General features: G+C 52.3%; 25 protein-coding genes and 1 pseudogene. 21 read left to right on the top strand and 5 right to left on the bottom strand.

From position 1 onward, the window contains the following. Window positions 1–617: 617 nt before the first annotated feature. On the bottom strand, window positions 618–1,658 hold the full coding sequence (locus H8Z83_RS15875; RefSeq protein ID WP_187015969.1) for a LacI family DNA-binding transcriptional regulator: 1,041 nt from the start codon (window positions 1,656–1,658) through the stop codon (window positions 618–620). Window positions 1,659–1,873: 215 nt separating this feature from the next. Here H8Z83_RS15875 and H8Z83_RS15870 point away from each other — a divergent pair, with 215 nt between their 5' ends. The 3 genes from H8Z83_RS15870 (at window position 1,874) to H8Z83_RS15860 (ending at window position 4,459) form a co-directional block, all read left to right on the top strand. Next, window positions 1,874–2,659, top strand: coding sequence for a TIM barrel protein (locus H8Z83_RS15870; protein ID WP_187015968.1), 786 nt, complete (start codon window positions 1,874–1,876; stop codon window positions 2,657–2,659). A 16-nt stretch (window positions 2,660–2,675) separates the two neighbouring features. Then, window positions 2,676–3,695 carry an inositol 2-dehydrogenase gene (gene iolG / locus H8Z83_RS15865; RefSeq protein WP_187015967.1) on the top strand — a complete coding sequence of 340 codons (1,020 nt, stop codon included), beginning with the start codon at window positions 2,676–2,678 and terminating at the stop codon, window positions 3,693–3,695. Window positions 3,696–3,895: 200 nt separating this feature from the next. Then, window positions 3,896–4,459 carry a DNA-3-methyladenine glycosylase I gene (locus tag H8Z83_RS15860; RefSeq protein WP_187015966.1) on the top strand — a complete coding sequence of 188 codons (564 nt, stop codon included), beginning with the start codon at window positions 3,896–3,898 and terminating at the stop codon, window positions 4,457–4,459. 88 nt (window positions 4,460–4,547) lie between these two features. On the opposite strand, the pseudogene H8Z83_RS15855 reads toward H8Z83_RS15860, so the two are convergent. Continuing rightward, a pseudogene (locus H8Z83_RS15855) lies at window positions 4,548–4,796 on the bottom strand (winged helix-turn-helix transcriptional regulator); the annotation flags it as partial. 306 nt (window positions 4,797–5,102) lie between these two features. On the opposite strand from H8Z83_RS15855, the gene H8Z83_RS15850 reads away from it, so the two are divergent. From H8Z83_RS15850 to H8Z83_RS15830, 5 genes are all read left to right on the top strand, one after another. Further along, complete coding sequence (locus H8Z83_RS15850) at window positions 5,103–5,540, top strand: DUF4869 domain-containing protein (protein ID WP_187015965.1); 438 nt, start codon at window positions 5,103–5,105, stop codon at window positions 5,538–5,540. Between the two features lie 12 nt (window positions 5,541–5,552). Continuing rightward, a complete protein-coding gene (locus H8Z83_RS15845) occupies window positions 5,553–6,515 on the top strand; it encodes a hypothetical protein (protein ID WP_187015964.1) in 963 nt (320 codons plus the stop codon). Window positions 6,516–6,606: 91 nt separating this feature from the next. Then, window positions 6,607–6,870 (top strand): DUF6718 family protein, encoded by a 264-nt coding sequence (locus H8Z83_RS15840; RefSeq protein WP_187015963.1) that lies wholly within the window; start codon window positions 6,607–6,609, stop codon window positions 6,868–6,870. Window positions 6,871–6,963: 93 nt separating this feature from the next. Next, window positions 6,964–7,260: a nucleotidyltransferase domain-containing protein gene (locus H8Z83_RS15835; protein WP_187015962.1), complete on the top strand. Its 297-nt coding sequence runs from the start codon at window positions 6,964–6,966 to the stop codon at window positions 7,258–7,260. Beyond that, window positions 7,253–7,627, top strand: a complete 375-nt coding sequence (locus H8Z83_RS15830; RefSeq protein WP_187015961.1) for a HEPN domain-containing protein — start codon at window positions 7,253–7,255, stop codon at window positions 7,625–7,627. The genes H8Z83_RS15835 and H8Z83_RS15830 overlap by 8 nt, the downstream gene beginning before the upstream one ends. Before the next feature lie 266 nt (window positions 7,628–7,893). Here the strand turns inward: H8Z83_RS15830 and H8Z83_RS15825 are convergent, their stop codons facing one another. The 3 genes from H8Z83_RS15825 to H8Z83_RS15815 all read right to left on the bottom strand — a co-directional run bounded on the left by H8Z83_RS15825 (window position 7,894) and on the right by H8Z83_RS15815 (window position 10,930). Further along, on the bottom strand, window positions 7,894–9,003 hold the full coding sequence (locus H8Z83_RS15825; protein ID WP_187015960.1) for a tyrosine-type recombinase/integrase: 1,110 nt from the start codon (window positions 9,001–9,003) through the stop codon (window positions 7,894–7,896). Window positions 9,004–9,164: 161 nt separating this feature from the next. Then, the gene (locus H8Z83_RS19705; RefSeq protein WP_243185056.1) at window positions 9,165–10,001 is read right to left on the bottom strand and encodes a restriction endonuclease; all 837 of its coding nucleotides are present in this window, start codon (window positions 9,999–10,001) and stop codon (window positions 9,165–9,167) included. Between the two features lie 50 nt (window positions 10,002–10,051). Next, window positions 10,052–10,930, bottom strand: coding sequence for a helix-turn-helix transcriptional regulator (locus tag H8Z83_RS15815; protein WP_187015959.1), 879 nt, complete (start codon window positions 10,928–10,930; stop codon window positions 10,052–10,054). A gap of 174 nt (window positions 10,931–11,104) precedes the next feature. On the opposite strand from H8Z83_RS15815, the gene H8Z83_RS15810 reads away from it, so the two are divergent. The 13 genes from H8Z83_RS15810 (at window position 11,105) to H8Z83_RS15750 (ending at window position 18,290) form a co-directional block, all read left to right on the top strand. Beyond that, the gene (locus tag H8Z83_RS15810) at window positions 11,105–11,314 is read left to right on the top strand and encodes a helix-turn-helix domain-containing protein (protein WP_207732073.1); all 210 of its coding nucleotides are present in this window, start codon (window positions 11,105–11,107) and stop codon (window positions 11,312–11,314) included. Between the two features lie 111 nt (window positions 11,315–11,425). Continuing rightward, entirely contained in the window at window positions 11,426–11,665 is a 240-nt protein-coding gene (locus tag H8Z83_RS15805) for a helix-turn-helix domain-containing protein (RefSeq protein WP_187015957.1), read from the top strand. Then, window positions 11,662–12,051 (top strand): hypothetical protein, encoded by a 390-nt coding sequence (locus H8Z83_RS15800; protein ID WP_187015956.1) that lies wholly within the window; start codon window positions 11,662–11,664, stop codon window positions 12,049–12,051. Before H8Z83_RS15805 ends, H8Z83_RS15800 begins: the two co-directional genes overlap by 4 nt. Further along, window positions 12,035–12,757, top strand: coding sequence for a 3D domain-containing protein (locus tag H8Z83_RS15795; protein WP_187015955.1), 723 nt, complete (start codon window positions 12,035–12,037; stop codon window positions 12,755–12,757). The genes H8Z83_RS15800 and H8Z83_RS15795 overlap by 17 nt, the downstream gene beginning before the upstream one ends. 2 nt (window positions 12,758–12,759) lie before the next feature. Beyond that, window positions 12,760–12,993, top strand: coding sequence for a hypothetical protein (locus H8Z83_RS15790; protein WP_187015954.1), 234 nt, complete (start codon window positions 12,760–12,762; stop codon window positions 12,991–12,993). 12 nt (window positions 12,994–13,005) lie between these two features. Next, window positions 13,006–13,218, top strand: coding sequence for a zf-TFIIB domain-containing protein (locus H8Z83_RS15785; protein ID WP_187015953.1), 213 nt, complete (start codon window positions 13,006–13,008; stop codon window positions 13,216–13,218). A 138-nt stretch (window positions 13,219–13,356) separates the two neighbouring features. Then, entirely contained in the window at window positions 13,357–13,716 is a 360-nt protein-coding gene (locus H8Z83_RS15780; protein WP_187015952.1) for a hypothetical protein, read from the top strand. Between the two features lie 12 nt (window positions 13,717–13,728). After that, window positions 13,729–14,463 (top strand): hypothetical protein, encoded by a 735-nt coding sequence (locus H8Z83_RS15775; protein WP_187015951.1) that lies wholly within the window; start codon window positions 13,729–13,731, stop codon window positions 14,461–14,463. A gap of 101 nt (window positions 14,464–14,564) precedes the next feature. Next, on the top strand, window positions 14,565–15,998 hold the full coding sequence (locus tag H8Z83_RS15770; RefSeq protein WP_187015950.1) for an AAA family ATPase: 1,434 nt from the start codon (window positions 14,565–14,567) through the stop codon (window positions 15,996–15,998). After that, complete coding sequence (locus H8Z83_RS15765) at window positions 15,995–16,237, top strand: hypothetical protein (protein WP_187015949.1); 243 nt, start codon at window positions 15,995–15,997, stop codon at window positions 16,235–16,237. Before H8Z83_RS15770 ends, H8Z83_RS15765 begins: the two co-directional genes overlap by 4 nt. Further along, window positions 16,221–16,934 carry a hypothetical protein gene (locus H8Z83_RS15760; protein ID WP_187015948.1) on the top strand — a complete coding sequence of 238 codons (714 nt, stop codon included), beginning with the start codon at window positions 16,221–16,223 and terminating at the stop codon, window positions 16,932–16,934. The genes H8Z83_RS15765 and H8Z83_RS15760 overlap by 17 nt, the downstream gene beginning before the upstream one ends. After that, on the top strand, window positions 16,934–17,779 hold the full coding sequence (locus H8Z83_RS15755) for a PD-(D/E)XK nuclease-like domain-containing protein (RefSeq protein WP_187015947.1): 846 nt from the start codon (window positions 16,934–16,936) through the stop codon (window positions 17,777–17,779). Before H8Z83_RS15760 ends, H8Z83_RS15755 begins: the two co-directional genes overlap by 1 nt. Continuing rightward, a complete protein-coding gene (locus tag H8Z83_RS15750; RefSeq protein ID WP_187015946.1) occupies window positions 17,766–18,290 on the top strand; it encodes a CHC2 zinc finger domain-containing protein in 525 nt (174 codons plus the stop codon). Before H8Z83_RS15755 ends, H8Z83_RS15750 begins: the two co-directional genes overlap by 14 nt. The last annotated feature ends 2 nt before the right edge of the window (window positions 18,291–18,292 follow it).

The following is an 18,292-nucleotide window of genomic DNA, read 5'->3' as shown; positions in this document are numbered from 1 at the left end:
CCACATTGGGCATCGGTTTGAAAAACATGACCGATCTGCTGGAGGAACACGAGGGAGCGTAATTTGTTTTCCCATCGAGAGAAGTACACGCTCGGCATTCATCAAAAGAGCACACTGCGACTTCACTGGACGCACGGTTCTGATGAATGGGACCGGGCGCTGGTAGGAATAAAAATTCTATGCGACGATCCGCAGCTTTGTCCTGAAATTTGAAAAGCTGGGACTGCTCAAATCGACGCGGTACAGGAATCGCATGAAGTATGCGGTTCGTGTATGCTGAAAGCGGGAGCGGCTCCATCAGATATCATGACCTGCGGGGCGCACAGACTACTATTTGACTACTACCGTGAAAAGTCTCGAAAGCCTTGCGCTGCAAGAGGTTCCGGCTTGACGGCCTGATAACCCCGATCATTATCCTATATTCAACTGAACTGAAGTCCCCAAGCCGTTGTATCACAATGGCTTGGGGACTTTCTGCATTTGTGCGTGTAGAGTGTGTATGTTTCAGCTGCCATCTCTGACAAAAGATAAGCACCATTACCCCATCATTCTTCTGCCGCATCATATGCGTACCCTTGGGTGTAACTTTGCGAACCATACCCGACCTGCCACGGATGCTACGGCAGATTATCCGAACAGACAATGTCGATTTGACGATTAAAGCGGGCAGCGTCCGGCGCTGCTTTCCGCCGCAGAACGTCCCGCAGGAGGATCAAGGGGCCGTAGCCTTGCTGCCGCAGATTTTGAGGGATCGTGAAGTCGATGCTGCCCCGTAGCAGCAGTTGACGGACGCTTTCGTTCAGATCGTGGCAGATGAGCCGGATGGCCCCCTTTTTCCCAGCCTGTTCAATGGCGGCGGCGCATCCGGAAACGCTGAGATTCGCCATGTAGATACCCCGCAGCCGGGGATACCGGTCAATGGCCTCCGTCACCACCCGGAAGGTGGTCTCATAATCATTGAAGGTCTCAGCCACCACCAGATCCTCCATGGGGAAGCCCGCCTCCCGGATACGATCCCGGAACCCGGCCAAGCGCTGGCGGTGACCGTCAAATTTCAAATTGCCCACCGTGGCCAAAAGCTGGCTCCCGGCGGGAACGCACCTGCTCATAAGCCCTCCGGCGATCCGGCCTGCCTTGTAGATGTCCTGTCCCACAAAGCACAGGCGGCGGCTGTCCGGCAGATCCGAGTTGAAGGTGACGCAGGGAATCCCCTCATCTGCCAGAGCGGAGATCCGCGCGGTGATGGAGGGATCATTGGCGGCGCAGACCGCCAGACCGGCAGCACCTGCCTCCGTCAACTCGTCCAGCAGTTTCAACGCCTCTGCGGGGATGTCGGTTTCACATCGCCGGATCAGGATCTGGATCCCGGTGCTCTCCAATTCCGCTTGGGCCTGAGCAATGCCTTCGTCTACCTCTGTTCGGAACTGTCCCTCCCAGTTGGGCAGCAGCACCCCCAACTTCATAGGGGGGTATGCCTGATGGAATTGGCGCTGGTGGGTATCCCGGGGGGAGACGTATCCGCTTTGGCGGATGGCCTCCAGCACCCGGAGCCGGACGTCCTCCCGGACGTGCGCTCTTCCGTTCAGCACCCGATCCACGGTGCCGCGGGAGACTCCAGCCATCTGGGCTACGGTTTGTATCGTCGGTTTGGAACCCATGAGATCACCTCGTTCGTGTGTGATGTGCTTTTGCACAATTTATCATAAAACAGGAACCGCTTCTTGTCAATCCTGAAAAAGAAAACGGTGGAATTTCAGGTGTTCCGCTGAAATATATTTCATTTTCCAAAAGCCCTTGACGGTGGACGCTTGACTTGCTATATATGTGCGTAAACACAAACGTGCAAAGCACAAGGAACGAGAAGGAGGGGCCTATGATTTTTCAGAAATCCGCCTGCATTGAGACACTGTACACGGAGCTGCCCTTTTTAGAGCGGTTTCGCACCGCCAAAGCCGACGGCTTCGATTTTGTAGAATTCTGGAGCTGGACCGACAAGGATCTCGCCGCCGTGCGAGCCGCCGCGGACGCTGCGGGGGTCGGCATTTCCGGCTTCAACGGCGACGCGGAGCTGTCCCTCATCGACTCGGCCCAGAAAACGGCCTACAAGGCCTTTCTGCGGCGTTCTCTGGACGCCGCCATGGAGATAGGGGCAATGTCCGTCACGGTCCACTCAAACGGTCTGGGGGAGGGAGGAAGGGTCCTTTGCCCCTATGACGACCTCAGCGACGCCGTGAAGCTCTGCACCATGTTCGACACGCTGAAAATCGCGGCGGAATGGGCGGAAACTTGCGGCGTCCGGATCAACCTGGAGCCGCTGAACGTCACCACAGACCATCCCGGCAACTTCCTCCGCCACACCCGCACGGCCGCCGAGCTGACCCGGCTCATCGGCTCCCCGTACTTGAAGGTGCTGTACGATGTGTACCACATGCAGCTCAACGAGGGCAGCCTGTGCGACCATATCCGCGCCTATGCCGACCAGTTCGGCCACATCCATGTGGCGGACGCGCCGGGGCGTCACGAGCCGGGCACCGGGGAGATCCGCTACCCGGCGGTGTTCGCCGCCTTGGAGCAGGCGGGCTACCGGGGCCTCATCGGCTACGAGCTGTTCCCCAAAACCGACACGAAAACCGCCGTCCGGGCCATTATGGCGGATTGAGAAAGGAGAATACTTTATGAAAACCATCAAAATCGGTATCATTGGAGCGGGCCGCATCGGCCGTGTCCACGCGGAAAATATCGCCAAATTCGTTCCGGAAATGGAGATCAAGACCATCGCTGACCCATACATGAGCGAAGAAACGGTGGAGTTTTTGCGGCGTCTGCGGATCCCCAACATCGTCAAGGACGCGGATGTGATCCTGAATGACCCGGAGATCAAGGCTGTGGTGGTCTGCTCTCCCACGGATCTCCACGCGGAGTACGCCATCAAAGTGGCCGAGGCGGGCAAGGACGTGTTTGTGGAGAAACCGGTGGACTACCGCATCGACCGGGTCAAGGAGGTCATCGCCGCGGCGAAAAAAGCCGGCGTCAAGCTTCAAGTGGGCTTTAACCGCCGGTTCGACCACAACCACCGGGCCGTTTACGAGGCCATCCGGGCAGGTAAGGTGGGCAAAGTAAACCTGGTGAAGATCAGCTCCCGGGATCCTGAGCCGCCCACCATCGACTATGTGAAGGTCTCCGGCGGCATTTTCTACGATATGATGGTCCATGATTTCGACATGGCCCGGTTTCTGGCCGGTTCCGAGGTAACGGAGGTTTTTGCTTACGGTGCGGTGCTGGTGGATCCCGCCATCGGTGAGGCGGGAGATGTGGATACCGCCGTTGTGAGCCTGAAATTCGCCAACGGCGCTATGGGCGTCATTGACAACAGTCGCAAGGCAGTGTATGGATACGATCAGCGGGTGGAGGTCTTTGGCTCCGAGGGCGCGGTCATGGATGAAAATGACACGCCCAACAACGCCACCTATTATGGGGCAGACGGCACGTCCTCCAGCCCCTGCTACAAGATCATGTGGGATCGCTACACCATGGCCTTTGCCGCCGAGCAGAGGGCCTTTGCCGAGGCGGTCATCAACGGCACGGAGACGCAGGTCACCGGGGAGGACGGCCTGGCGCCAATCCTCATCGCGGCGGCCGCCACCAAGTCCATGAAGGAAGGACGCCCGGTGAAGATCAGCGAGATTGAGGGATGAGAAGCCCACGGATCTCGCACATGCGGCGCAGTCCGTGAGCTTAGGGCAAAGTTTCCTTTTGACAGCGCGGCGAAGCCATGATATCCTTGGGGAAATTGGTTCAGCCGTCTGGCACTTGGCTGAAAGATGATAGGGTTGGTGTGTTTGCATGTCCAGACGGCATCCGGCCAGTTATTTTTCTCTTGGAGGCGGAGTAAGGAATGCAGTGGGCAGATGGAAAGATCCGATGCCATTGGGTGAACCCGGCTAATACCACTTATCTGCGATACCATGACGACGAATGGGGCAGACCGGTCCACAATGACCATATGCTGTTTGAAATGTTGATTTTGGAGAATTTTCAGGCAGGCCTCACCTGGGAATGTGTCTTAAATAAACGGGAAGCGTTTCGCCGTGCTTTTGACGGGTTTGATTTACGGAAAGTGGCATCTTATAGCGAAGAAAAATTGACGGCTCTGCAAGCGGACTCTGGAATCATCCGTAACCGGCTGAAAATACGAGCTGCAGTGGTCAACGCACAAGTGTTTCAAAAGATACAGCAAGAGTGGGGCAGTTTTGACCGATACTTATGGCACTGGACAGATGAAAAAATCATCCAAGAAGTAGACAAGGTCAGCTCACCATTATCTGATGCCATCTCAAAAGACTTGAAAAAGCGGGGCATGAAGTTTGTGGGGAGCATAATCATCTATGCCTATTTGCAGGCGGTGGGAGTTATCAACTCTCATGAATCAATTTGCTTTCTGAAGTCTTCGCAGCGGTAGAAAATGCATAAGAAAAAAGCCGGGAAGTTGGCTCAATGCCAATGCCTCCCGGCTAATCTTATTTTAATAGATGTTAATATAGTTAGGATCATGGTATATATTTCATTCCCCATTGGGAAATGGCGTAAAAGACCGGCAGCAGGTCACGACCTTTCTCAGTAAGGAAATATTCAACTCGCAAGGGCATCTCATTGTACTGGATTCGTTGTATCAAATCATCGGCTTCCAACTCTTTGAGAGCATTTGTCAGCGCCGTATTTGTAATTGGCTTTAGCATCTTTTTCAGTTCACCGAAGCGCATGGGACACTTGATGCACAGTTCATAAAGGATCTGGAGTTTCCATTTGCCTTAGCCAACGGTAGAATAAAAATATCATTTGGACAGAGATAGAATGCTGTTTGATCACCGATTGCGGTTTATCTCTGCGATTGCGGAAATACGAAAATGCCAAATCACGATTTACTAAATCGTGATTTGGCATTTTTGAATGAATATCAGGCAAGCATAGGAATTAAACTTTTACTTTTGCACGTATTGTGTTATACTACGAACGATCCATCTGCTTAAAGAAAACAATTTTTTGCAAATTCTAAAGATGCTTTGAATCTGTATAGAATATTTAGAAATGAGGAATTGCAGCCTATGTTGAACATTTATTTTGGAGATATGCCGTCTGCAATTTATAATACTGAGATCTATTTCAAAAACACTTATGAAGACAGTTGGATTCTCGATGACTTTGCAAAAAAAGTTATCAAAAAAGTGGATGGTTCAGACGTGATCGACGCGCAGGCAATCAAAAGTCCTGTACTTGGTATTATTCCCCCAACCGAATTGTCCGGTGGTGTAAAAACTCTGCTGCTTATTAAAAACTGCCCGGATGAAGTGTTCAATGCTTCAACATGCGGAGATAACTGCGCACGTTTTATTCTTGAACTGGCAAAAGCAAAAGATGTTACGATCAACTTGCGTCATATTATGGATTTTGATAAGGCAAAATTTACGGCCAAGGTTTTGAATGATAACAGTATCGTTCATAACATGGAAGAGTTGTTGCCGATTGCAGCGAGATATGTATAAGCGGAGGCGGACATGAAAGGAAAACATAGTATCGTTGTTCGCAACCGCAGAGTCCAGTTTGCCTTGGAGCTGGAGCGAAATATCACAGTGATACGAGGTGATAGCGCAACAGGAAAAACAACCATGTTGGGGATGCTGCGAGATTACGAGGAGTTGGGGGCACAGAGCGGAGTTGCTGTTCAATGCGATAAGCCATGCCGGACTTTAACTTCCCGTGACTGGGAAAGTCAGTTGAGCCGCATGAAAGACAGCATCGTTTTTGTAGACGAAGGAAATGCTTTCGTTTCTTCTCGTGCCTTTGCACAGGCAATTTGTGGGTCAAGCAATTACTATGTTCTCATCACAAGAGAAAGCCTATATCAATTGCCGTATAGCGTAGAAGCGGTTTTAGAACTGCGAACTACAACTCGCCGTGAGAAATGTACTTACAACAAAGCGTATCCCTACTATGGAACGCTTGAGCATGCCGCAAGTGAGATGGATCGCTCAGACCGCATTCTGACCGAGGATTCAAACAGTGGGTATCAGATGCTCTCAAAAATCGCGGAGCAATATCATGTGCGCTGTGAAGCCGCAAATGGGAAATCGAATATTTATGCTTGCTTGGAAGAGCGTTCAAATGATAAGACCTTGGTGATTGCGGATGGCGCGGCGTTCGGCGCAGAGATGGAAAAAATCTATCGCTTTTTGAAATTGCATCCGAGCCAAGTAATGCTTTATTTGCCAGAGTCCTTTGAGTGGCTGATTTTGAAATCAGGAATCGTTCATAACGCAAAACTTGCGGATATCTTAGAGAGGCCGGAGGAATATATCGACTCTGCTAAATACTTCAGTTGGGAGCAGTTTTTTACTGAATTATTGATTCAACTGACAAGTGAGCGGGACTATATGCGCTATGGAAAACAGAGCTTGGCTCCTTTCTATTTACAGGCCGAGAATATCCGAAAAGTGATCAGTGCCATGGAAAGAGACTGACAGTTCTGTATGTGAGTCATATCTTCGACCAAAAGTTTAGAGTGTAGAGCTTTCGGGAAAGAATTTTTTTGTAGTAGGACAATTAATATTGATGGGCGATAAAAAGATATATATCGTTGCAAAAATCTTTGATCAACAGGGCTGCATTGCTTACCGATGCAAGACACTTAATGAGGCGCGTTGTGTACCTGGCACACTGGAGGCGCTGAGAGCGGATGGAGTTCAAATTGTTATTCTGGACTCTCCTGAGATTTATTCTGAGTACGCACCCTATACCTACATTGAGGACTTGAAAGAATTCATCGATAAGGTCGCACAAATGAACCGAGTCGCACCCGTGTTCAGAAAGCATTGAGAAGGCTGAAAGAAACTGCCATAAAAATCGTTTTATTTTTGAGAATATCATGTTATACTGCAAATAGAGAATTGGCTGTGAGGGGGCGATACAGTGGAAAAGCTAAACGCGATTCGAGAACAGGTTATCCAGCTCTGTGATCCGCAGAAGATCCTGCTGTTTGGCTCACAGGCGAAGGGAACCGCGACAGCAAAGAGTGATATTGACCTTTGCATCATTGCGTCGACCAATGATAAGCGCTCACTGCTGACAGATTTGTATTGTGATACGGAATCTGATACACCGATTGACTTCCTTTTGTATACGCCGGAGGAGTGGGAACACAGCGTGGCAGATAGCCAGAGCTTTGCCCACAAGCTGAACAGGGAAGGGGTTGTACTTTATGGGTGACAGCCTCCGTTATAAGGACTGGTTTGAAAAAGCGGCACATGACCTGCGAGGCGCGGAAATCTTAATGGAGCATGACGGCGGTAACGATTTAGTCGCGTTTCATTGCCAACAGGCGATGGAGAAGATGCTGAAGGGCTGGCTGCTCAAAACGACAGGCGAATTGTTGGATGGACATAGCCTTGTATTTCTGTGCAGAAAGGCAACTGCGGCAGGGGCACCGTTGAAAGGTAACCTCAGAGACTGTGCGTATGTAAACCAGTTTTATATTGAAACCCGCTATCCATCTGACTCTTATATGCCTGTGTCCGAAGGGGAAGCACGGGATTGCATGGATGCCGCAAGGAAATTGATGGAGTTGCTGGCATAACGCGCAGACTACTATTTGACTACTACCGCGAAAAGCCTCGGAAGCCCTGCCTTGCAAGGCTTCCGAGGCTTTTCTTCAAAATGGCGGAAATTTGTGCAATCTCAACCAAGCCCTTGCGCCGTAGCGGTTTCCGGCTTGACGGCCTGATAACTCCGACTCTAAAGGCCGCTGGTTCGAATCCAGTCGGGCGTACCAAAGAAAACCCTGTAGCCACAACGGCTACAGGGTGACTTTTTTGCTCAGGTACACACAAAAGTACACACTTTTCATTTCGCCTTGATGATCTCAGAAAATGCCTCTTCAGTAAAGGCGGCTGCCTTCGCCAAATCTCCGGCCATCTGATGCCCGTAGGTCCCCTCAGTGTCCATATCCTGACTGTGTCCGATTGTCATTTTCTTCAGTCCCTCCGGCATCTCTTTGTTGACGCTGACATAGGTGTGCCGGAGTTCGTAGAGCGATACCACAGGGATATTATTGGACGTGCAATAACGCCGCCAACAACGATAGAAGTGGTCATGCTTCATAGGGCCACCGTCCGGAGCAGGGAACAGATAGGGGGTTACGATTCCACATTGCCGCAACATGGCCCTCTGGCCATCAACCTCAGCTGTAGCCAGATTTGACATCTGGAAGGTCCGCCGGGCGTTATTATTTTTCCCCTGCGTGGCCTCATCGTGAACATTGATAGCGCCCCGGACAGTGACCCTCGTGCCTTGAATATCGTTTTTGTCCTCCAGCGCACGCAGTTCCCCCGGCCGGAGCCCGGTCAGGACCGCAAAGCGATAAGCGTGGATATAGAAGTCCTCTGTAGGTTTCCCGCGCCACAGCGTTGTGCTGCAGGAGAAGAGCGTTTTCAGGCCGTCTGGCGACACAATTCTTTTCTCGGACTTTTTGGCGCCGGCGGGGATAGTGAGATCTTCCGGGTGCAGACTGGTCTTGCCCCGCTTCCGGCACCATTTCAGCCAATTCAAGAGACAGCCCCGGACATCCCGTAGCGTCTTATCGGCGAGGTTATTCTTGGAATATGCCAGGTCAATCACGGCCTGCAGGTCGCCTTCAGTAAGCTTGTTCATGCGGAACACGCCGATGACGGGCTGGATGTAGAGGCGGATAAAACCACTGTACTGTGAAGCGTGGCTCTTGCTCTTGGTTTCCTTCAGGTAGTCGGTATACTGATCCAGGAACACATCCACCCGGGTTTTTTCGGAGGTTGTATGATCCTTCAACCACTTCTCTGCCTTCCGTTCGGCGTCAGCTTTGCCGCGCCGGCCAGCGAGGGCGCTGGTGAAGGTCTTGCGGATGCCGTTGTCCTGTACGTTGATCTGCCAGCGGCTCCGGCTCTCGATCCATGCGGCCTCATTTTTTCTTTCTGACATAAAAACTCCTTTCATCTTGCCACCAGCGCCCTTTCGTGGTAAGATAAAAGGGCGCAGTGGTGGTGTCTTTGTAGCACTGTCTGGTTCTCTTTTCTGTGGTGGTTAAGGGGCTTGCGCACATACCGTCCTCGGTGTTGGTAGCACCGGGGGCGGTTTTTATTTTATCCAATTTGACGTCGGTTGATGGCGTCTCGCAGCCAGTCGCGATCCCATAATAAGACCCCGGTCTTTTCTGCGATTTCTCGGCCACTAGGGGTAAAGTACCGGTTTGTCATTACGGCGCCAATCTGACACTGATACATTTCTTTGCCGGCATGGACCTCCTGAACGGGCTTGTTTCCTAATGGGCTGTGATAGCGCTTGCATTGAACTGCATAACGAATACCGTCTTTTTCTGCGAGAATATCTACTCCTTGATCGCCGCTTCCCCGTGTAACCTCGACTTTTGTAAAGCCAAGATCCCGGAGCAAATCAGCTCCCCAATGTTCAAAGTCATGCCCTTCCATAGCATCGACACAGGCGAGTTCATCCTCTACAGTACTCGCCCTGACATTAGAAAGCGTAAAAAGGCTTTGCTTATATCGCCTATATTGCTCTCTCGTTAGCAAGATTTTACGTGAATTCTTTTTATCGAGTGGGCTAACTACTCCAACCTGTTCAAGCAGATCCATAAGCTCCGCACCGCGTGTGTAGCTGACTCCCAAGCGCCTCTGTATCATAGAGATAGAAGCTTGCCCGGTAGTAATGACTGTGCTTGCGGCGGGCTCCAACAGTTCATCACTGATAACCAAAGGCTCGTTGGGGAGATGCTTTGGCTTCCGCCTTTTCTGCCAACGCTCGTATAGTACGACGAAAGCACTGGATGTTAATACGGAGATCGCCAAGTAGTAATCTGGTACTTTCCATATATTGTCTTCGACAGGAAAAATGAGGTACGCCAATAGTATATAGCCCGTCATGATCAAGAAAAACATGCACAGAGGCCTCATTCGATTCATACGCAAAAACTCCTCTTTCACCGCTCCGGCTCTCAGTCGGGGGCGGTTTTTTATGTGCTATATTTTCCGGATAATACCATATCGTCCAACATATCAACAGCCTTTGCCTGTCCCTCGGGATTCAACTGCGCATATAATTTATAGATTTTTGCATTTTCTTGGCTATGAAGCAGTGCATGAAGCCAGGCACCGAACGTTTTTTCACCCGCCCATACAGAAACTGGAACACCGTAAGTTTCTTCAAGAAGTTTAAATTCTTTCTTGAGAAAAGTATTCTTGTTGATGATCAGGCGCTCAATGGTTTTCCGATCAACTCCGAGATCTTCTTGCATCTCCGGAATATTCAGATTTAGAGCTGTTGTTACATCAACAAATATACGGCCTAATTTATCAGTTTTATTATTGTCCTCTACTAAATCTGCTTTCTTAATGCCAAAGTAGTGAGATAGTATTTCAATTTTGTCGATCCGGGGATATTTTTCAGCGCTTAGCCACCCGCTTACGGTGGAATATTTAAAATTCAGATCTTCGCAGAGCTTATTTTGGTCTATGCCTGCTTGATCCATGTAGTGTTGTAAATTTTCCGCAAAGGCTTTCTTGCTGCTTTTGGCCCCTGCTTTTGGCCGTATTTTGTGGGTAATATCGAAAAAGTGCTTTGTGCTATCTTCTTCTGTCAAGTATTTCTGGAGTTCATCTGTTGAAACAGTAAACTCAATTGGGTTTGAATAATCGTCCCATCCCATTAAATGGGCTGGGGTTGTTTGCAAAATAGCGGCGAGAGGTTCAAGTATATCACCAGGGACCTTATCAATGTCTCCGTTTTCGTATCTATAAATTGTCGCAGGTGAAAGATTGAGATGGTTAGCAATATACTCTGCAGATAGCCCTAATTCCTTACGGCGAGCTTTCATTCTCTGTCCTGTAGACATTTAACATTCCTCCTTCTAAATTTAATATATATCGCAACTTGCAAAAACGCAAGATGCTTTTGCAAAAAACTTACAAAAAATCGCAAAAATGCGAAATCAGCTATTGACAAAGTAGACCTGTCGAGATAGTATAGACACATGAACTCGCATTTATGCGAGATTGGAGGTGGAACTGTGTGTACGAATATGGCAAAGCTAAAGGGCAAGATTGCGGAGTGCGGAATGACGCAGGAGGAAGTTGCCGAAAGACTCGGCGTTGATAGTAGTACTTTTTCGAGAAAAATGAAGGCAGATGGCCTTTCTTTTACGGTAGAACAAATGCACAAGCTTGTGGAAATCCTTAATATGACGCCGCAAGAGGCAATTCAAATTTTTTTACAGTAAAACTCGCATTTATGCGAGCGTAAAACTGAAGGCATGCATGCCATCAGTCGACCAAGATGCAAAAAAGCAGGCCTCTTAACCACCACAGAAACTATGAAAGGAAGTGCCCGAATGAAGATACCACGCTACGGAAAACTGTCTGCCCGTCTCCGGGAGTTAGGGCTATCGCAGACTGATCTGGCCTATGCGCTGCACCTCTCCCCTGGCGCGATTAGCCAGAGAATGCAGGGTAATACCGCATGGAATATCGAGGAAATGTACCGAACCATGGAACTCTGCCGAATCAGCCCAGAGGAGATGCACATCTATTTCCCCGACCCCGCCACGCAGCGAGGGAGGCGATCCGCATGAGCCCCAAGACGGATGCGGCCCACCGGCAGATCGAGCAGACTGTTCACATCGAGCAGACCGGGCAGATCGTCCGGTGCAAGCCGGTCAAAAAGCCGATTAAAGAGCCAATCAAAAAGCCAAGCCGGCGGAGCGAATGGGACAAGCGTGCGGGGCCGCAAGACATCTTCCGCCGGAATATGATCGAAAGTAAGTATCATGCCAGAGGATATCGCTCGGCAACAGAGCTCTGTAAGGATCTCGGAGTCAAAGACAAATGGCTGAGTCGGCATCTATTAGGGGACACGCCCTTTCGCCTGGACGAACTGGAGCTGTTGGACAGTATCCTGAATTTTACAGACATCGAACTGGCGCAGATAGTGAGGGGACGAGATGAGTCAAAGAACTGAGAAGATCCGTCGGCAGGTTGACCAGCTCCGGGCCGACGTGGACGCGCTGCAGACCGTATGGCTGGCGCAGGAGCACCATGCCGCCGCGGAGCTGGAAGCCTCTGCAAAACGTGCCCGGCAGGCGCACCGGAGGGCCCGAGAGGCAAAAGCAATCGCTCAGACATGGCGGCGCAACGCAATTCTGGCGCTGATCCTTGCGGGACTGACCGGCTGCGTGGCTCTGGCGATCTCCGTCAAGGCCGCCGAGGAGCCTACCACTCCCACGGAGGACGAGCCTGCCGTTTTCGACACTGGGCGGCTGTCCGGGGATGATACCCCGGCGCAGGAGCCGGAAGAACCGGAGAATGAGCTGATCGAGGCGGCGCTGCTCGCGTCGGCCCACCGTCTGGATAACGTGACCGTGACCCATTACTGCATCTGCCAGCAGTGTTGCGGGAAGGCCCCTGATCACCCGGCATATGGCATCACCGCCAGCGGCCGCAGAGCCACGCCCTATGTCTCCATGGCGGTAGATCCTTCCGTGATCCCGCTGGGCGCCGACGTGCTGGTGGATTATGGTGACGGCGAGATCCATTACTATCGCGCCGACGATACTGGCTCTGGCGTTGATGGCCGCCACATCGATCTGTGCGTCGGCAGCCATGCCGAGGCCCTGCGGATGGGCGTCAAAACCGCCACCGTCTACTGGGTGGCACAGGAGGAATGAATATGAAACAGTTTAAAGAGGCGCATTTGGAAATCACCACAGGTGGCCTGAACGCTTCTATCCGGGCTAAAGGTGATACGAAAAGCCTTATTTTGGCCTGGGTGCTGCTGACAACGCATGTTGCGAAGAAGCTGAAAGTACCTCTTCCGAAAATGCTCGCGATCTGTGCGGCCCTCCGTGGTGATGTTGAGGATCTGCGCCGAGATCTGCGAGATCGATCTTTCCGGATTACGTAAAGGAGATGCCCTATGATGCTGTACTGTGCTCGCTGCCAGGATGCTACCCTCTCCATTGATCTGAACGGCCACCCGGCCCATGTCTGCCCCCAGTGTGGCGCTGTCTATGCGCACCGATACGGTAAGATTTATTCCATGATTGCGGATCTTCACGGTGCCCAGAGCGTCAAGGATCTGCTTCATGCTATTGGCCCATGCAGAAAGGAAACAACAGCCAGCGCATGATCCTGTATATATCCAGCCTTCTGTCGGGCGTTCCCGGCGCCCGCAACTCTCTTTTTGCCGGGCCGCCCCGAGCAGGTTAGCCGCGGGGCGTCCGGCAGAGGGCTGGAGCCCTTATTACGAAAGAAAGGAGGAAGTCTTATGGATTCCGGCATCCAAAAATCAATCCTGCAGATGGCGCGTGGAGCGATTCAGGAGCGGGCTGACTATGAGATGTCCAGCCTGCTGAATAACATCCTGGACCCCAACACGTCTGCCACTGCGGCACGCAAGCTGACGATTACCCTCACGCTCAAACCTGATGATACCAGGCAGAACATTACTGTGAGCTGTGTGGCCACATCTAAGCTGGCAGCAACTAATCCCGTGACCACGGCCCTGTACGTGGCTGATGAAGATACCATTGTTGAAATGGTACCGCAGATTCCCGGTCAAATGGCTGTAGACGGTACGGAGCAGGATGCTCCGCCTATGTTGAAACTGGTCAAAACCGCTATGTAAGGAGAACATTCCATGCTGAAAGAATTTATCGAACACATCCAGAAGACCACGCAGCCGCTCATTACTAATGTCAACGGCTCCACATTCTGTGTTACCAGCGACGGTAACATCGAGGAACTGCTGCCGACCATCTTCCATCCGTATACGCTGGACTTGAACAGTCTGGACGCACTGGTAACGATGGTCAGAACCGAAGCAAGCGAGATGGACGCCCCGCTGTACATCGCCGTTCCGGACTGCAAGACTGTCCGCTGCTTCGGCCAGTCCAAAGATTATGACGAGCGCTGCTTCCGGCAGGTCTATTATGAAGCACACGCCACAGACGTTCCCGGCTGGGACCAGAAGGTGACCCTTGGCTTTGAAGAAGCGCAGATCGCCCTCCGCACCCGTTTCCAGGAGACCCCGGACACGCTCTATGCCATGAAGTTGGTCAGCGACATCTCTTTGGGAGCCAAGGTGATCTACAACGATAACGGGATCGCCACCACTATTACCACCCAGAAGGGAGTAGCACTCCAGACCAACGAGCAGATCCGTCCGCTGGTGAAGCTCCGGCCCTATCGTACTTTCCAGGAAGTCGAGCAGCCGGAGAGCATCTTCTTGATTCGCGTCAGCGACCGTGGTATCAGCTTCATCGAGGCTGACGGCGGCATGTGGCGTCTGACTGCCCGGGAAACCATCAAGAAGTATCTGGAAGGCAGACTGGAGCAGGAAGTGTCTGAAGGTTCCGTCCACGTTGTTCTATAAAAAGAAATGCCCCTGGCAGGTCTCGCACACCTGTCAGGGGCAGATCGGCACCATGCCGAACAACTTCACCCCTATCATAGGGGTAGAAAGTGAGAATGTCAATGAAAACCACAAAAATTACGATCAAAAACCTGTTTGGCATCCGGGAGACTACCCTTGATGGGAAGTCCGTGGAGATCTCCGGCCCCAAGGGGAGCGGAAAGACATCTGTGCTGGATGCCATCCGTTATGCCCTCACCAACCGTTCTGACCGGGACTATATCGTTCACCAGGGCGCCGATGAGGGCGAAATCATCATTGAGACCAATACCGGCCTGTCCATTGACCGGAAGGCCCTGCCCGCCAAATCCGCCGGCACGGTGAAGGTGCGGGACGGCTCCATGCTTCAGACAAGACCAGCTGAGTTCTTGGCCCAGATCTTCACGCCGCTCCAGTTGGATCCGGTGAAGTTTACGCAGCTCTCCCGTCAGGAGAAAAACCGGGAGATCCTGAACCTCATTGAATTTCAGTGGGATATGAATTGGATCAAGGAGCAGTTCGGTGAGATCCCACAGGGTGTGGATTACGGCCAGCACATTCTGGAAGTCCTGAATGATATTCAGGCAGAGAACGGCATTTACTTCCAGTCTCGGCAGAATATCAACCGGGATATCCGCAACAAGCAGGCTTTTATAGCGGATATCGCCAAAGATATTCCATCTGGCTATGACTATGACCGCTGGAACAATTATCCATCCGGAGAGAAATACCGGGAGCTGGAACGGCTGCGGGAACAGAACAGCCGTATTGAGCGGGCAAAGGCATTCCGCAGCGGCTATGACGCCAAACTCCGGGGATTGGAAGCGCAGCGGGATATGGATCTGGCTGCCATTGACAGTGATATTGCCAGAGAACGTGCGTCCTTGACCGGCACGATGGAACGCCTGAAAGCGGAGCTGAAGGCCACGGAAGAAAAATTGTCCGGCATGGAACAGCGCCGGCAGGAAAAGGCCGATGTGGTGCAGTCCAAATATGAGACTGCCGCAGCCAAGCTGGAGAAGGATATGGGCGTTGCGGCGGATTACGCAGGCCGGGAGCCGGTGGATACCACAGCCCTTTCACAGGAACTGGATACCGCCGAGGAGATGCGGAAGCACCTCAACGAGTACCAGCGCATGGTAGCCATGCAGGCGGAACTGGAAGATCTCACGGAGCAATCCTCTGAGTTCACCCGGAAAATCGAGCTGGCCAGAGAGCTGCCGGCGAAGATCCTTGAAACCGCCAAGATCCCCGTGGAAGGCCTGACCGTGGAAAACGGCGTGCCGCTGATCCGGGGCCTGCCCATCTCGAACCTGTCTGACGGTGAGCTGCTGGAGCTGTGCGTGGATATTTCTGTCAGCAAGCCTGGCCAGCTTCAGATCATCCTTGTGGATGGCGCTGAGCGGCTGGATAAGGAGAGCCGGGATCGGCTGTACGCCAAGTGCAAGGAGAAGGGCCTCCAGCTGATCGCCACGCGGGTGACGGACTCCGATGCGCTGGAGGTGACAGAGCTGTGACTGCTGCGGAACGTTTACAGGCTGAAAAAGAGCGTCTCCTCACAACTACCGGCTTTTATGTCCCGCCGTATAGAATGGCAAACCTGATGAAGGCTGCAGCCAAGATCATGGATATCATCATCAAGGCGGATACCAATATTTGTTATGAGGAATGCCGTTTTATTATGGCTATCGTGGATGCTGCTATTCCAAGAGTATCAGATCAAACGGAGGAATGTAATCATGATGACGAAAGATAGACTGCGCCAGCTGACCGGAGATGAGCGCCTGGGCCAGATGCGGGAATCCGAATATCTTGGAGCCGAAGACATCGATGACGGTGTGGAGCCGGTACTCACGATTGCCGGCCTCTGGTATGGATCCGTGACGCTCCAGCGTGGAAAAGAGAACAAGGACGTGCTTTCCTTCACGGAAGAACGTGTGCCGGGCATTATGCAGGTCCGGCCGCTGATCGTCAATTCGACCAATCGAAAGACGCTGCGAAAGCTGTTCGGCGACGCCAAGGCATCCACGCTGGTTGGCAAGCAGATCCAGCTTTTTGTGGATCATAATGTCCGAGACCCGCAGGATGGCGGTATGACTGACGGCATCCGCATCCGGCCCTATAAGCCCCGCGTGCAGAAACAGGAACCGGTACCGCCCTGCACGGATTGTAAGCAGCCGATTGAACCGGCCATGGGAAAAGATGCCCGCTGGCTTGCCGGCTATACCATCAAGCATTACGGCGTTCCCCTCTGCGCGGCTTGTGCTCAGAAGCGAAAGGAAGCTGCGTCCGCTGCGGAAACGCAGCAGGAAGCTGAAACCGCTGCGGAAATGCAGCAGGAAGCTGAAACCGCTGCAGAAATGCAGCAGGAAGCTGAAACCGCTGCAGAAATGCAGCAGGAACTCGATCCTGAGCACATCCAGGTCGATCCGGAGACCGGGGAGGTGCTGTGATGGCCCTACCTGTTGTTACGGCTGAGAATTATTACTCGCCTGAAATGAACATGGCCTACATGGGCTCCACGCAGTTTAAGGCTTTCGAGAAATGTGAAGCGGCGGCGCTGGCGGAGCTGAAGGGGGAGTACCATCCCCCTTCCTCCACGGCCCTTCTGGTCGGCGGCTACATTGACGCATGGTTTTCTGGTGAGCTGCCCCTTTATCAGGCACAGCACCCGGAGATCTTCAAGCGGGACGGTACCTTGAAGGCTGAATATCTCCGGGCTACCGAGGTAGTTGTGCGTATGCAGTCGGATGAGCTGTATATGCTTCTGATGTCCGGCAAAAAGCAGGTCATCCGTACCGGCGAGATTGCCGGTGTACCGTTCAAAATCAAAATCGACAGCCTGCTGGATGGCGACACCTGCAAAGCCATTGTGCAGCGTTTCCCTAATACGGCAGCCGCACTGGGCTTTTGTGATGGGGCCATTGTGGACCAGAAAGCCATGAAGGATATGGCGGATGTGTGGTCGGCCGAGGATCACTGCAAGATCCCGTTCATCGAGTTTTATGGCTATGACATTCAGGGAGCCATCTATCAGGCCATCGAGGGCAATATGCTGCCGTTCGTTCTGGCAGTTGGCACGAAGGAAGAATCCCCTGATCTGGAGGCCCTTTACATCGCAGACGAGGACTTGGCTGCCAAGCTGGCTGAAGTGGAGGACCGGGCGCCGCGATACCAGGCAATCAAGGAAGGTCGCATTCAACCGACCCGCTGCGAGCATTGCGACTACTGTAAAGCCACCAAGCACCTGACTGCCATCCTGAATTACAAGGAGCTGGCCGCGGATGCCTGGGAATGATCTGGCCCGACAGATCAAGGAACATTTGACAGCTCGTCAGGTGGTGGAGCTGTATGGCTTTCATCCGGATCGCGGCGGTTATATCCAGTGTCCCTTCCATACCGGAGACAACCACGGAAGCCTGAAAGTCTACGACGGCAGTAAAACCGGCTGGCATTGTTTCGGATGCGGCGCCGGCGGCAGCGTGATTGATTTTGTAATGCGGCTGTTTGGACTCAGTTTCGCGCAAGCGTGCCTGAAGCTCAACTGTGATTTTGGGCTTGGTCTCACCGGCGAGCGTCCCAGCATGGCAGAGAGATCCGCTCTGCTGGAAGCTCGCCGGCGAGAAGCACAGGAAAAAGAAGCCGCTGCGGCGTTGTATCGAGAGAAAGCGGCAGAATACCGACAGTTATGGGAAGCTCAAAAATTTCTTTCCCCGGATATCGTCGGATACATCCATCCTCTGTATGCGGAGGCGGCCAAGAAACTACCAGTCCTTGAATGGTGGCTGGATCAGAATATAGGGAGATAGCT

This window comes from Dysosmobacter segnis (assembly GCF_014297285.1).
Taxonomy (GTDB): Bacteria; Bacillota; Clostridia; order Oscillospirales; family Oscillospiraceae; genus Oscillibacter; species Oscillibacter segnis.
The sequence above is the reverse complement of the archived record's forward strand: the minus strand, read 5'-3'. Positions and strand labels throughout refer to the sequence as shown.